General features: G+C 71.9%; 11 protein-coding genes. 7 read left to right on the top strand and 4 right to left on the bottom strand.

The features are described from left to right. Window positions 1-52 precede the first annotated feature (52 nt). From ispG to BJ992_RS30900, 4 genes are read right to left on the bottom strand one after another with little or no spacing between them, the layout of a single operon-like run. On the bottom strand, window positions 53-1,210 hold the full coding sequence (gene ispG, locus BJ992_RS30915; protein WP_184989379.1) for a flavodoxin-dependent (E)-4-hydroxy-3-methylbut-2-enyl-diphosphate synthase: 1,158 nt from the start codon (window positions 1,208-1,210) through the stop codon (window positions 53-55). A gap of 8 nt (window positions 1,211-1,218) precedes the next feature. After that, window positions 1,219-3,039, bottom strand: a complete 1,821-nt coding sequence (locus BJ992_RS30910; protein WP_184987004.1) for a 1-deoxy-D-xylulose-5-phosphate synthase — start codon at window positions 3,037-3,039, stop codon at window positions 1,219-1,221. Beyond that, window positions 3,036-4,001 carry a 4-hydroxy-3-methylbut-2-enyl diphosphate reductase gene (locus BJ992_RS30905; protein ID WP_184987002.1) on the bottom strand — a complete coding sequence of 322 codons (966 nt, stop codon included), beginning with the start codon at window positions 3,999-4,001 and terminating at the stop codon, window positions 3,036-3,038. Before BJ992_RS30905 ends, BJ992_RS30910 begins: the two co-directional genes overlap by 4 nt. A gap of 51 nt (window positions 4,002-4,052) precedes the next feature. Then, window positions 4,053-5,279, bottom strand: a complete 1,227-nt coding sequence (locus BJ992_RS30900; protein ID WP_184987000.1) for a cytochrome P450 — start codon at window positions 5,277-5,279, stop codon at window positions 4,053-4,055. A gap of 229 nt (window positions 5,280-5,508) precedes the next feature. On the opposite strand from BJ992_RS30900, the gene BJ992_RS30895 reads away from it, so the two are divergent. From BJ992_RS30895 to BJ992_RS30865, 7 genes are read left to right on the top strand one after another with little or no spacing between them, the layout of a single operon-like run. Then, complete coding sequence (locus tag BJ992_RS30895; protein WP_184986998.1) at window positions 5,509-6,483, top strand: polyprenyl synthetase family protein; 975 nt, start codon at window positions 5,509-5,511, stop codon at window positions 6,481-6,483. Next, entirely contained in the window at window positions 6,483-9,038 is a 2,556-nt protein-coding gene (locus tag BJ992_RS30890; RefSeq protein ID WP_184986996.1) for a UbiA family prenyltransferase, read from the top strand. Before BJ992_RS30895 ends, BJ992_RS30890 begins: the two co-directional genes overlap by 1 nt. Beyond that, complete coding sequence (locus BJ992_RS30885; protein ID WP_184986994.1) at window positions 9,035-9,664, top strand: ABC transporter ATP-binding protein; 630 nt, start codon at window positions 9,035-9,037, stop codon at window positions 9,662-9,664. Before BJ992_RS30890 ends, BJ992_RS30885 begins: the two co-directional genes overlap by 4 nt. A gap of 13 nt (window positions 9,665-9,677) precedes the next feature. Continuing rightward, window positions 9,678-10,475, top strand: a complete 798-nt coding sequence (locus BJ992_RS30880; protein WP_184986992.1) for an ABC transporter permease — start codon at window positions 9,678-9,680, stop codon at window positions 10,473-10,475. Between the two features lie 37 nt (window positions 10,476-10,512). Beyond that, window positions 10,513-11,697, top strand: coding sequence for a radical SAM protein (locus tag BJ992_RS30875; RefSeq protein ID WP_184986990.1), 1,185 nt, complete (start codon window positions 10,513-10,515; stop codon window positions 11,695-11,697). Between the two features lie 2 nt (window positions 11,698-11,699). Then, a complete protein-coding gene (locus BJ992_RS30870) occupies window positions 11,700-12,143 on the top strand; it encodes a hypothetical protein (RefSeq protein WP_184986988.1) in 444 nt (147 codons plus the stop codon). Next, window positions 12,140-13,825 carry a prenyltransferase/squalene oxidase repeat-containing protein gene (locus tag BJ992_RS30865; RefSeq protein WP_184986986.1) on the top strand — a complete coding sequence of 562 codons (1,686 nt, stop codon included), beginning with the start codon at window positions 12,140-12,142 and terminating at the stop codon, window positions 13,823-13,825. The genes BJ992_RS30870 and BJ992_RS30865 overlap by 4 nt, the downstream gene beginning before the upstream one ends. Window positions 13,826-13,829: the final 4 nt, after the last annotated feature.

Raw genomic sequence — 13,829 nt, 5'->3', positions numbered from 1 at the left:
AGTGATCTTCGTCCTGTGTGCGCCGGAGCCTACGAGGACCGGTTGAAAAGGTTCAGTGGACGGTGACGGCAGGCCTCGGAGCATCGTCGTCGTCGAGATCCACCTCGACGCCCATCTCCTCGGCCAGGCGCAGGGCCTCCTCGATCAGCGTCTCGACGATCCGCGATTCGGGGACGGTCTTGACGACCTCGCCCTTGACGAAGATCTGCCCCTTGCCGTTGCCGGACGCGACGCCGAGGTCCGCCTCGCGCGCCTCGCCGGGGCCGTTGACCACGCACCCCATCACCGCGACCCGGAGCGGCACCTTCAGCCCGTCCAGCCCGGCCTGCACCTGCTCGGCGAGCGTGTACACGTCCACCTGGGCCCGCCCGCAGGACGGGCAGGACACGATCTCCAGGCCGCGCTCCCGCAGGCCGAGCGACTCCAGGACGGCGACGCCGACCTTGACCTCCTCCACGGGCGGCGCCGACAGCGACACCCGGATGGTGTCCCCGATGCCCTCGGCCAGCAGCGCGCCGAAGGCCACCGCCGACTTGACCGTGCCCTGGAACGCCGGTCCGGCCTCGGTGACGCCAAGGTGCAGCGGATAGTCGCACCGCTTCGCCAGCAACCGGTAGGCCTGCACCATGACCACGGGGTCGTGGTGCTTGACCGAGATCTTGATATCGCGGAAGCCGTGCTCCTCGAACAGCGAGCACTCCCACAGCGCCGACTCCACCAGCGCCTCGGGGGTGGCCTTGCCGTACTTGGCGAGCAGCCGCGGGTCCAGCGAGCCGGCGTTGACGCCGATGCGGATGGGCACCCCGTGGTCGGAGGCCGCACGCGCGATCTCGCCCACCTTGTCGTCGAACTTCTTGATGTTTCCGGGGTTCACCCGGACGGCCGCGCACCCCGCCTCGATCGCCGCGAACACGTACTTCGGCTGGAAGTGGATGTCGGCGATCACCGGGATGCGGGACTTGCGGGCGATGACCGGCAGCGCGTCCGCGTCGTCCTGCGAGGGCACCGCCACCCGCACGATCTGGCACCCGGACGCGGTGAGCTGCGCGATCTGCTGCAACGTGGCGTTGACGTCGGCGGTGAGCGTCGTGGTCATCGACTGCACCGAGACCGCGGCCTCGCCTCCCACCGGCACCGTCCCCACCATGATCTGACGCGAGCGTCGCCGCGGCGCGATCGGAGTCGTCCGGACGGCCGGCATGCCCAGCATCGTCGCACTCACGAAAGTGTCTCCCTCATCGTCGCGGCCGCCAGGACCCCTATCGGCTCCAGCTCGGGATGGTTCCGGGTGCCGAGACGGGTCATGGTCCCGGCCACGTTCCGTACGATTTGCTGCGGGGTCAGGCCGCACTCCTCCAGGACCTCCGCTCGCAGGCCCTGGTCGAGGAAGCGCTGCGGCAGGCCGATGCAGTGGATCGGGACGGTGACGCCGGCGTCGCGCAGGGCCAGCGTGAGCGCGCTGCCGAAGCCGCCGGACCGGCCGCAGTCCTCGACCGTGACCACGAGGGTGTGGCCGGCGGCGAGCCCGGTGAGCGCGGGGTTGACCGGCTTGATCCAGCGGGGGTCGGCCACCGTCGTCGCGATCCCGTGCTCGGAGAGCAGCCGGGCCGCGCGTACGCAGGTGTCCGCCATCGCGCCGACCGAGACGAGCAGCACGTCCGGGTCGGTGTCGCGGTGCAGGATGTCCACGCCGTTGACCGTGTCGACGGCCGGCAGGTCGGGTCCCACCGCGCCCTTGGGGTAGCGGATCGCGGTCGGGCCGTCGTCGATCGCGACCGCCTCACGGAGCGCCGCCCGCAGCGTCCGGCCGTCGCGCGGCGCGGCCATCGCCAGGCCAGGCACGACGTTCAGGATCGACAGATCCCACATGCCGTTGTGCGAGGGCCCGTCGTCGCCGGTGACCCCGGCCCGGTCGAGGACGAACGTGACCGGGCAGCGGTGCAGCGCGACGTCCATGAGCACCTGGTCCAGGGCCCGGGTGAGGAAGGTGGAGTAGACGCAGACCACCGGGTGCAGACCGCCGAGGGCCAGACCGGCGGCCGAGGTCACCGCGTGCTGCTCGGCGATCCCGACGTCGAACAGCCGCTCGGGGAAGCGTTGCTGGAACGGGTGGAGCCCGGCGGGCTCCACCATCGCGGCGGAGACGGCCACCACGTCCGGCCGCTCGGCCCCGATGCGCACGATCTCGTCGGCGAACACGTCCGTCCACGACCTGCGGCGCTGTGCGGCCTGCCGGCCGGTGGCGGGATCGGTGACCGGGACCGCGTGGTGCCGGTCCAGCTCGTGGCGTTCGGCGTGGCCGTAGCCGCGGCCCTTGGTGGTGAGGCAGTGCACCACGACCGGCCCGCCGCTCTCCCGGGCCGTGCGCAGCGCCGACTCCACCGCCGCGATGTCGTGCCCGTCGACCGGGCCGAGATAGCGGATGCCGAGCTCCTCGAAGAGGCTGCGATGAGCCCGACCGCCGCGCAAGGCGGACAGGTGGTCGGCCAGCCCGCCGATCGTGAGCGCGTACGACCGCCCGTTGTCGTTGAGCACGACGACCACCGGCAGCCGGGACGCGGCGATGTTGTTCAGCGCCTCCCAGGCCATGCCGCCGGTCAGCGCCCCGTCGCCGACCACGGCCACCACCGGCCGAGGCTGTCTGCCGGACACGCGGGCGGCCTTGGCGATCCCGTCGGCGTAGGAGAGCGCGGTCGAGGCGTGTGAGTTCTCGATCACGTCGTGCTCGGACTCCGCCTGGGACGGGTACCCGGACAGGCCGCCGCGCCGGCGCAGCCGGTCGAAGCCCGCGGCACGGCCGGTGAGCAGCTTGTGCACGTACGCCTGGTGGCCGGTGTCCCACATGATCGGCTCCGCGGGCGAGTCGAACACCCGGTGGAGCGCGATCGACAGCTCGACCACGCCCAGGTTCGGCCCCAGGTGGCCGCCGCTGCGGCACACCCGGTCCACCAGGAAGTCGCGGATCTCGCCGGCGAGGGTGGGCAGGTCCTCGGGCGGCATGGCCCGCACGTCGAGCGGGCTGCGGATGCGTTCGATCATGCGTGTGCGCCTTCCTCGATGTTCGCTTCCTCGGTGTGCCAGGCGGGACGGAACGTGAAGGTGATGTTCTCCGTGGCGGCGTGTTCGATCTCCAGCCCGTCGTAGCCGTGCTCGACGAGCCGGTCGACCAGACGGTCGACGAGGAACTCGGGGGTGCTCGCGCCGGCGCTGACGCCGACCGAGGTGACGCCGGTGAGCCACGCCGGGTCGAGGTCCTCGACGTTCGGAAGGAGGTGCGCGTCGGCCCCCGCGCCGCGCGCGACCTCGACCATGCGGACGGAGTTGCTGGAGTTGGCCGAGCCGAGGACCAGCACCAGCTCGGCGTGGGCCGCGATCTTCTTGACCGCGTTCTGCCTGTTCTGGCTGGCGTAGCAGATGTCCTCGCTCGCCGGCCCGGCCAGCGCGGGGAAGCGGTCGCGGAGCGTGCCGACGATGTCGGCGGTCTCGTCCAGGGACAGCGTGGTCTGCGTGAGGTAGACGGGGGAGGCGTCCGGCGGAAGTTCCAGTTCCTCGGCGTCCTGGACCGACTCCACGACGATCGTGCTGGCCGGCGCCTCGCCGTAGGTGCCTTCCACCTCCTCGTGGTCGGAGTGCCCGATCAGCAGGATCGTCCGGCCGTCCCGGGCGAAGCGCCGGGCCTCCTGGTGGACCTTGGACACCAGCGGACAGGTGGCGTCCAGCACTTGCAGTTCCCGCGCGGCCGCGTTGCCGCGCACGGCGGGTGAGACGCCGTGCGCGGAGAAAACGCACACAGCCCCCTCGGGAACCTCCTCCTCCGTTGAGGTGAACACCGCGCCCCGCTTTTCCAGCGCGCGGATGACGTGGTGGTTGTGGACGATTTCCTTGCGCACGTAGACAGGCGGCCCGTAGTGGTCCAGCGCTTGTTCAACCATCGAGATCGCCCGCCGCACTCCGGCGCAGAAACCGCGCGGCTCGGCGAGGATCACCTTCTTTTCGGCCATGGCTCTCCAGCCACTCGGTGGTCGTTCTTTTCTGTCGGCAGGCCGGGAGGATCAGGCGTGACCGATGATTGCCATTTCCGGCTCCCAGGCGACCACGACGGCCTCGGGGGCCTGCGCGGCGGTGTCGCTGGTCCACGGCACCTCGTCCTCAAGCACGGCCAGGCGCAGCCGCGGCGCCCGGCGCAGCAGGACCTCCAGGGCGATCGCCATCTCCATCCGGGCCAGGGGGGCGCCGAAGCAGAAGGCCGGGCCGGCGCCGAAGGTCAGGTGCTGGTTGGACGTGGGCCGCCGCACGTCGAACGTCTCCCCGTCGGGGAAGTGCTCCTCGTCCCGGTTGCCGGAGTGCCGGGCCACGATCACGGTCGAGCCCTTGGGGATCACCACGCCGCCGACATCGAGGTCCTCGGTGGCGTAGCGGGTGATGCCGACCCCGGCGCCGGGTGGGGAGTACCGCAGCAGCTCCTCGACGGCCGAGTCGATCAGCGAGGGGTCTTCGACCAGCGCGGTGAGCTGGTCGGGGTACCGGAACAGCGTGAGCAGGCCCTTGCCGAGCTGTGCGGCGGTCGTCTTGTAGCCCGCGACCAGCAGCGTCATCATCGTGATGAACAGCTCGTCGTCGTCGAGCCTGCCGTCGTCCTCGTCCCGCACCTGGATGAGCCGGCTCAGCAGGTCGTCGGCCGGCTCGCGGCGCCTGGTGTCGGTGAGCGCCTTGGAGTACTCGATCAGCGTCACCGCGGCCAGGGCGCGTTCGTCCGAGGTGAGTTCGCTGGACAGCATGTCGTGCACCCAGTCGCGGAAGCGCGCCTGGTCCTCCACCGGCACCCCGATCATCTCGCAGAGCACCGTGATCGGCAGCGGGAAGGCCAGGCCCTCCATGATGTCCGCGGGCGGGCCGGTCGCGATGAGCCGGTCCACCAGCTCCTCCACGATCTGACGGACGCGGGGACGCAGCCGCTCCACCTGGCGCGGGGTGAACGCCTTGGCCACCAGACCCCGCCAGCGGGTGTGGACCGGCGGGTCGGCGAACGGGTTGCCGTAGTTGCCGAAGCCGATCGCGGTGTTCATCCGGGCCGCGTCCGGCCGGTTGAGGTCACGGCTGAACCGGGTGTCGGACAGGACGACCTTGACGTCCCTGTAGCGCGTGACCAGCCAGGCCCGGTCGCCGCTGGGCAGCGTCACCGGGCACACCGGGTCGTGGTCGCGCAGCCAGGCGAACTCCTCGGGCATCGCCATGGGGTCGGCCTTCAGAAAAGGATACGGGCAGGTCTCACCAGCCATGGGGTCCTCCTTCGTTTTGCCTCGCATATCCCCGTGTTCCGGGAATTTAGCGCTTGACAGCGCTCGTGAAAAGAAGGGTATTTTGACCCGGAATCCACACGAATGGAGGCCTGTCATGGACGCCTTACATGGCGCGGAAATAGCAGCTGAATCGCATTTCGCATATGACAGTGATCAGCCATCCGGAATAGCGGTTCTCCATCCCACCGGGGATGTCAATGACAGTTCCTTGCCAGATGGCTACGCCGCCCTCCTCAACGAGGAGTTCGAGCGGCGCTGGCTGAGCGGGGATCGGATCCTGGACGCCGTGTGCCGCCACGCGCTCGCACCCGGCGGCAAGCTGATGCGCCCGGTCCTGCTGCTGGACTCCGCCGTCGCCGTCGGAGGACGGGTCGCCAGCGTGCTGCCCGCCGCGGTCGGCACCGAGTGCGGCCACGTGGCCAGTCTCGTCCACGACGACATCATCGACGGGGACGAGACCCGCCGCGGCCGCCCCGCCGTCCACAGCGCCTACGGCATGGACCAGGCGATCGTGGCCGGCGACGCGCTCATCTTCTTCCTCTTCCAGTGCCTGGCCGACTGCCGGCGCACCGGCGTCCCCGAGGACCGCATCGTCGCCGCGCTGGACGTGGTCGCGCGGGCCGGGTACGACCTGTGCCGGGGGCAGAGCCTTGAGTCGGAGCTGCGGGGCGACGTCTCCTGCAGCGTGGACACCTACCTGACGATGATCCGGCTCAAGACCGCCGCCCTGTTCCGGGCCTCCTGCGAGAGCGGGGCGATCCTCGGGCAGGGCACGAGGGAGTGGATCGGCGCGCTCGCCCGGTACGGCGATCACCTGGGCACGGCCTTCCAGATCCACGACGACCTGCTGGCCTACACCAGCGACGCCGCGACCACCGGCAAGGCCGCGGCCAGCGACGTGCGCAACCGCCGCCTGACCCTTCCGGTCATCCTCGCCTACCAGAGTGCGGACGCCGCCGACCGCGCCCGCATCGAGGACATCATGGCCGGCGCGGTCGCCGTCGAGGACGCCTACACGACGATGGGCGAGATCATCGAGCGTACTCAGGCGGTTCCCGCGTCCCGGGCGATGGCCTGGCGGAACGCCGAGGCGGCCCACGACGACCTCGCCGTGCTGCCGCCGAGCCCGAGCCGCACCCGGCTGGCCCGCCTCGCCACCCTCGCCGTCGACCGGGACCGGTAATGCTGAGGGCGCACCTGGAGACCTGGCGGCCGTACACGCTCTGCTATCCAGGGCTGGTCGGTCTCGCGGGAGCCGTGCTGGCGGGCGACCCCGGTCCGGCACGGCTGGCCGCCGCCTGGGCGGTGCCCACGCTGGGCTGGCTGGCCGGGCTCTACGGCGGCGACTACTTCGACCGGAAGCTCGACGCGGCCGCCAAGCCGCACCGGCCCATTCCGTCCGGCCGCATGCGCGCCGGCACCGCGCTGACCTGCATGATCGTCTGTGTGGTGCTCGGCGCGGTCCTGGCGCTGGTGCTCAACTGGCGGACCTCCCTGCTGGCCGCGGCCGCCCTGGCCATGGGCATCGCCTACAGCAAGGTCTTCAAGGCGCGCGGGCTGTCGGGGAACCTGGTGCGCGGGGCGATCACACCGCTGGCCTTCCTGGTCGGCGCCATGTTCGCCGCGCCCCTGCCGCATCCGGCGCTGCTGGCGGCGGCGGTCGTGTTCTGCCTGCAGGACGCGGCGTCCAACCTCGTCGGCACGCTCCGCGACATCGACGGGGACCGCGAGGGCGGCTACCACACCCTCCCGGTACGGCGCGGGCCGCGGGTGGCCCTCGCCGTAGTGACCGTCCTCGCCGGGTGCTGGGCACTCCTGGCCGTGGCGGCGCCCGCCGTCCTGCCCCGGACTCCCGGCACGGCGGCGTTCTGGCCGCTGCTCGCCGTGGCCTGTGCGCTGGCGGCGGCCGCGATCACCCTGCTGTACCGGGGCATCGACCCGGGGCGTGCGCTGCGCGCGCACGGCGTGCTGGTGCTGGAGCGCACGATCCTGGCCGGGGCCTTCGTCGCACTGGGCACGGGCCCGGCATTCGCGCTGCCGGTCACCTTCGTGTCCCTCGCGGTCACCTGGGCCGCCCAGCACGCCATGCGCGAGCGGTACGAATTCGGTTCCGGCGACCCCCGCGGTGACCACTCGCCTTCGCCCGGTTCCCGTCACGACGTGCTGAGCTACGTGGACGCGCGGCTGGTCGCGCTGGAGGGGCGGCGGCTCACCGCGCTGGACGGCTGGGAGCGGCGGATCGACGTCGAGGTCACCGACCTCGACCTGCGGATGACCCTGCTCGCCGAGCACGGCGCCATCCTCCGCGTCCCGTGCGACGGGGACGACGCGGGAACCATGCCCGCACCCGTGGTCACCGGCGCCAGGCCCCCGGTCACCATCTCCACGACGGCGGGGACGTTCCGCGACATCTTCCTCCTCGGCCGGACGAACCCGCGCCGGGCCTACCTCACCGGGGCGATCAAGATGAACGCCTCCGCCCGCGACATGCTCCACATCAACCAGCTGTTCAACGAGTTCCGGCGGACGGACGCCGGCGCCGTCACGCCGGTGGAGGTGCGCGAGCCCGAGCCGTTCTCCGAGGCGGGCCCTGGCGCACTGCCGCCCATGGTGGTCATCAGCGACACCACGCTGCGGGACGGCGAGCAGATGCCGGGGGTGGCGTTCGCGCCGGAGGAAAAGGTCGAGCTGGCCCGTCGGCTGGCCGCCCTGGGTGTGCCGCTCATCGAGGCCGGATACCCGGCCGTCTCGGCCGAGGAGGCGCACGCCGTCCGGGCGATCGTGGACGCCGGGCTCGACGCGGCCGTCCAGGTGATCGCCCGGCCGCTCCCGGCCGACATCGAGGCGGCGGTCGAGTCCGGCGCGCACAGCATCGCGCTGTTCACCGGCACCTCCGAGGCGCACGTACGGGCCAAGCTCCGCACCACCCCCGAGCGGCTCGTGGCCGGGATCCGGGACGCGGTGGCCCTGGCCAAGCAGTCCGGCCGCAACGTGGTCTTCGCCGCCGAGGACGCCACCCGCACCGACCCGGCCTTCCTCGTGCAGGTCTACCTCGCGGCGGCCGAGGCCGGAGCGGATGCGATCGGCCTGGCCGACACGGCCGGCGTGGCCACACCCTGGCGGATGGCCGCCCTGGTACGGCACGTCGCCGCGGCCTGCCCGCTGCCGATCGCCGTCCACTGCCACAACGACCTCGGCCTGGCCACCGCCAACTCCGTCGCCGGGCTGCTCGCCGGCGCCTCCGGGGTGCAGTGCTCGGTGCTCGGCGTCGGGGAGCGAGCCGGCAACGCTTCGCTGGAAGAGGTGGTGATGACCCTGGAGGTCGCGTTCGGGCACCGGACCGGCCTGGACCTCACCGCGCTCACCCCGCTCGCCCACCACGTGGCGACGCTCACCGGACACCTCGTGCCGGCCGGCAAGCCGGTCGTGGGCGGGTACGCGTTCGTCCACGAGAGCGGCCTGCATGTGGACGGGATCGCGCGCGACCCCGGCACCTACGAGCCGTACCCGCCGGAGCTGCTGGGACGCGAGCGCAGCTTCGTCTTCGGCAAGCACTCCGGGCGCAGCGCGCTGCGCCAGGTGCTGGACTCCCACGCGGTCGGGCTGGAGGAGGGGCAGATGGCGGCCCTGCTGGCGACCGTCAAGGAAAGGCGGGAAAGGCGTACCGCCGCGCCGCTGGACGAGCGCGCGGTGATCGAGATGGCAAGGACACTCCTGACGACGGAAGGACAATCATGATCACCGTCCGCGGACTGGCGAAGCGCTACCGGCGCCGCCGGGTCCTGGAAGACGTCAGCTTCACCGTGCCCCGGGGCATGCTCGTCGGCATCCAGGGAGAGAACGGCGCGGGCAAGTCCACCCTGCTGAAGTGCCTGGTCGGGCTGCTCAAGCCGGACGCCGGCCAGATCATGCTGGACGGCCGCGTCGGCTACTGCCCGCAGGACCCCTCCCTTATCGAGAGCCTGACGCTGAAGGAGCAGTTCCAGCTGTTCGGCGCAGGGTACGGGCTGACGCCCGGCCGCGTCGCCGACCGGTCCCGCGAGCTGATGAACGAGTTCGGGTGCGCGAAGTACGAGACGACGCGGGTGGACCGGCTGTCCGGCGGGACCCGGCAGAAGGTCAACCTGATCGCTGCCCTCCTGCACCAGCCCGACCTGCTGGTCCTCGACGAGCCCTACCAGGGCTTCGACTACGAGACCTACCAGCATTTCTGGGCTTACACCGAGCGGTTCCGCACCGAGGGCGGGTCGGTGATCGTGGTCAGCCACATGCACACCGAGCTCGCCCGCTTCGACGCCATGCTCGACCTCGCCGCAGGTCAGGTCACCGCCAGTGGCCGCCGCGCCGGGGACGTCCTGATCTGACCCGGGAGGAACGATGACCGTGCGGCTCGAATCCGCTGCTTCCGACACGGTGCGCGACACGCGCCCGTACCGGGCCACCAGGACCGCCACCCGCATGTCGGTGCTGGAACTGCTCCGCCGCTGGCCCTCCATGCTGTTCATGATCTTCATGCCCGCGTCCTACTTCCTGGTCAGCTACCTGACCAGCGACGCGGTCACCGTCGTGCCCGCCAAGGTGTACGACGGGGCCGCGCAGACGGTCGCCCAGGTGCTGGACCGGGACTTCAAGGCGCTCTACCTGGCGGTGCTGGGCATCAGTGTGACCGCCTCGTTCGCCGCCATGACGGTCGTGCGGCCGGGCATGACCGCGCTGCGCAGGCTCCGGCTGGTCGGCTACCGAGCGCACCACCTGCTCAGCGCCCGCCTGTACGTCCTGCTCATCATCACGGCCGTGTCGACGGCCGTCTTCATGGTGATCTTCGTGCCGCTCGTCACCCTCAGGTCCGTGGCGCTCGCCGGGGCCGCACTGCTGCTCGTCGGCCTGGTCGGCGTCGCGCTCGGCACGCTCGTCGGGCTGCTGGTCCCGCGCGAGTTCGAGGCGTCCATGCTGCTCGTCGCGGCGGCCGGGGTGCAGATGGCCCTCGGCCGGGCCGGCGCCGACGCCGAGCGCTTCCTGCCGTACTGGCCCGGCATCGAGGCGCTGAAGTCGGCCGCGTTCGTCCCCGGCGCCGACGTCACCCGGTTCCTCGGCCTCGGTGCGCTCTACGCCATGGTCCTGTTCGGCCTGTCCTACATCGTCTGGAACCGCCGCACGCGCCTGTGGCGGCGGTAGCAAGGGAAGAGGCGCCATGCAAACCACGCAAACCGGTATGAGCTGGCTCAAGGACTATATGCAGACCGCCAAGTCGGGCGAGCTGGCCGCTCCGCCCTCCGCCTGGTGGATCGTGACCCGGGCCTGCAACCTGAAGTGCTACTACTGCTTCGCGGACGCCCGCAAGCGCGACCCCGACGAGCTGGACACCGACCAGGCCAAGGCCGTGCTCGACGACTTCGCCGACAGCGGCGTGATGTTCGTGACCTTCCTCGGCGGAGAGCCGCTGACCAGGAAGGACATCTACCAGCTCGTCGACTACTCCACCGACCTCGGCATCTACACCGCCCTGCTCACCAACGGGCTCAACGTCCGGCCCGAGAAGGTCGACCGGCTGGTCGACGGCGGCCTCGAGATGATCGGCGTCTCCATCGACAGCAAGGACGAGGCCGTCCACGACGCCGTCCGCGGCGTCAAGGGCTCGCTGGCCGGCGCCAGGGGCACGATCAGGCACGCCATCAAGCGCGGCCTGCGCACCAGCGTCCGCATCGTCGTCAGCGAGGACAGCTACCCCGCGATTCCCGACCTGTTCCGCTGGGCCATCGACGAGGGGGTCGAGGAACTGATCCTGCTGCCGATCTTCATGGTCGGCCGCGCCGCCGGCGGCGCCGAGGACCGGCGGGCCGACCTCATCGGCAAACAGCTCTTCATGAGCACACTGGAGCGCCTGCGCGACATCGGCGCGCCGCTCGGCATCAGCGTCCCCACCCAGACCCGGCTCGCCTGCCCCCAGGGCATCGAACTGCGCGCACCCGACGACGACCTGCACCACGCCGGGCACGCGGTGGGCTTCGAGCAGAGCGCCGGCTGCAAGGTCGGCCGGTTCATGGTCAGCGTGCAGCCCAACGGCGACGTGTTCTCCTGCCCCTTCGTCCACGCGAAGATCGGCAGCCTGCGCGAGCAGAGCATCACCGACATCTGGCAGGCCCCGCTCCTGCGCAAGGCGCGCGGCGAGGACATGGGCTGCCTGGCACGCTCGATCATCCACACCGGCCGGGCCGACGTGACCGACCCCACCTATGTGCGGCCCGCCGCCGAGATGCTCGCCGAGCTGCCCGACCTCCCGGCCGCGGCGGCGGCCGAACCCCTACCCGCCGCCGACCAGCCCTTCTTCCCCGTGGACGGGCTCTCCCTGGCGTCCTACAAGGCCCGCGCGGTCACCACCGCACCGGCGAGGAGCTGACGATGCGAGACACCATGACCGTGCACGAGGCCGTGGCCGAGCTGCGCGAGATGCTCGCCGCGAGCGACGGCAACCCCACGATCGCCGACCGGCTGGCCCGCGGGTCGCTCAGCGTGCTGTACGAGTTCCAGGGCCCGGACGGCGCGGTCGAGCCGTACGTCATGCGGGTGCGGCGCGACCTGCGCGAGGTCGCGGCCGGCGCGGTCCCGTACGACCAGGCGGACATCGTGATCAGGACCGAGCCGCTCACCCTGCACCGCCTCACCAGCGGCGAGCTGGGCGGGCGCGAGGCCATCGTCAGCGGCCGCCTGGACATCCGCAAGGCGCCCTCCATGCCGAAACTGCTGTTCATGCGCTCGCTGTTCAACAGCTACAAGAAGACCCGCCTGCGCGCCGGCCCGCCGTCGGAGTGCGCGGTCGAGGCGAGCACCGAGCCCGCGCCGTGACGACGACCCTGTCGGTCGGCGCGGGCATCGCCAAGGCCGCCGAGGGCCTGTTCGCGCGGCAGCGTCCGGACGGGTCGTGGGAAGGGTTCCTCCCCTCCTCGGCCGTCTCCACCGGGTCGGTGATCATCGCTCTGCGAGTGGCCGACCCGGACGCCTCCCGCGAACTCGTGGCGGCCGGCGCTTCCTGGCTGCGCAGCCATCAGCTCGCCGACGGCGGCTGGGGTGACACCCCCGAGGCACCCGCGAGCCTCAACGCCACCGCCATCGCCGTCGCCGCACTCCGCCTCACCGACGCGGCGGCGAGCGAGGAGGCGGTGGCCGCCGGGCTGGCCCGGATCGAAGGGTTCGGCGGGTGGGACGCGGTCGCCGACCGGCGTCGGTGCACGCTCAAGGCCGTCTGCGAGCAGTACCTGGCGCTGGCCGGCCTGTACCCGGCCGAGCGGGTGGGCCGCATGCCGTTCGAGCTGGCCCTGGCCTCGTCGTGGCTGCGGAGGAAACTGTCCTTCACCGTGCCCGGCCTGATGTCCTGGGGTGTCATGCAGTCGCGCACCCAGCGCTTCGGGCCGCTGCGCCGTGCCGTCAACCGGCTCGCCGAGCCTCGCGCGCTGGACTACCTTGCGGACCTGCACGACCACGAGGGCCCGGACGGCGCCGTCGAGGAGTCCGCGCTGATGGCGTCGGTCGTCTGCCTGGGCCTCGCCTCGGCCGGCGCCGCCCCCGGCATCGTCGCCGACTACCTGCGCTACCTGCGCGGCACCGTCCGGCCCGACGGAGCCTGGCCCGTCGACCGCGACATCGAGTTCTCGGTCAGCATGTACCTCACCCACGGACTGGTCGACGCCGGCTTCGGCGACGACCCGCGGCTTCGGCGCACCGGCGAGTGGATCAGGGCGAGCCAGCGCAGCCGCCCGTTCGCACCCACCGGTTGCCCGGCCGGCGGCTGGGGCTGGTCCCTGCCCTCGGGCTGGCCGGACACCGACGACACCTCCTGCGCGGTGGCGTCGCTGGCCGCACTGGGTGCGGGTGCCGACGACTCCAGCCTGCGGCGCGGTACGGCCTGGCTGCTCACCATGCAGAACAGCGACGGCTCCTGGGGGTGCTTCGCCAGGAACGCCAAGGTCAGCATGGACGCGCCGTGCTCGGTCATGACCTCCCACGCCGTCCTCGCGCTGCACGCCGCCGCAGGCCCACCGCCGGCCCACGGCCTCGGTGACGACTTCGCGGCGCCGCTGGCGCGCGCCGTTCGCTGGTTCGGCAAGGCGCAGCGGGCCGACGGGTCGTACCCCTGCATCTGGTTCCGCGACAGCACCGCCGGCACCGCCCGCGTCCTGGACGCGCTCGGCCGGCTGGGCCTCGGCGGCACGCCGACCGCCACCCGCGCACTGACCTGGCTGCTCGGCCACCAGCGGAGCGACGGCGGCTGGGGCGACGGCGGATCGCAGCCGTCCTCGGCCGAGGAGACCGCGTGGGCCGTCCTCGGCCTGGTCAGCGCAGGGCACGCCGACCACCCCGCCACCGGCGCCGGCGTGCGGTGGCTCCTCGACCACCAGCGAGCCGACGGCCTGTGGGACGCCACCCGCCTCGGGGTGTACTTCCTCGGGCTCACCTACTGGTGCGACCACATCGCCGACGGCTACGCGCTGCAGGCACTGGGCCGCTACCGGGCTGCCACGAAGGAGTGAGCGA

Source organism: Sphaerisporangium rubeum, from assembly GCF_014207705.1.
GTDB lineage: Bacteria > Actinomycetota > Actinomycetes > Streptosporangiales > Streptosporangiaceae > Sphaerisporangium > Sphaerisporangium rubeum.
This window is presented reverse-complemented; position numbering and strand designations above follow the sequence as displayed.

Excerpts from the sequence above, each read along its gene's own strand:
- BJ992_RS30905 (WP_184987002.1), bottom strand. The coding sequence starts at position 4,001 with ATGGCCGAAAAGAAGGTGATCCTCGCCGAGCCGCGCGGTTTCTGCGCC.
- BJ992_RS30870 (WP_184986988.1), top strand. The coding sequence starts at position 11,700 with ATGCGAGACACCATGACCGTGCACGAGGCCGTGGCCGAGCTGCGCGAG.
- BJ992_RS30875 (WP_184986990.1), top strand. The coding sequence starts at position 10,513 with ATGAGCTGGCTCAAGGACTATATGCAGACCGCCAAGTCGGGCGAGCTG.
- BJ992_RS30885 (WP_184986994.1), top strand. The coding sequence starts at position 9,035 with ATGATCACCGTCCGCGGACTGGCGAAGCGCTACCGGCGCCGCCGGGTC.
- BJ992_RS30890 (WP_184986996.1), top strand. The coding sequence starts at position 6,483 with ATGCTGAGGGCGCACCTGGAGACCTGGCGGCCGTACACGCTCTGCTAT.
- ispG (WP_184989379.1), bottom strand. The coding sequence starts at position 1,210 with ATGCTGGGCATGCCGGCCGTCCGGACGACTCCGATCGCGCCGCGGCGA.
- BJ992_RS30910 (WP_184987004.1), bottom strand. The coding sequence starts at position 3,039 with ATGATCGAACGCATCCGCAGCCCGCTCGACGTGCGGGCCATGCCGCCC.
- BJ992_RS30880 (WP_184986992.1), top strand. The coding sequence starts at position 9,678 with ATGACCGTGCGGCTCGAATCCGCTGCTTCCGACACGGTGCGCGACACG.
- BJ992_RS30900 (WP_184987000.1), bottom strand. The coding sequence starts at position 5,279 with ATGGCTGGTGAGACCTGCCCGTATCCTTTTCTGAAGGCCGACCCCATG.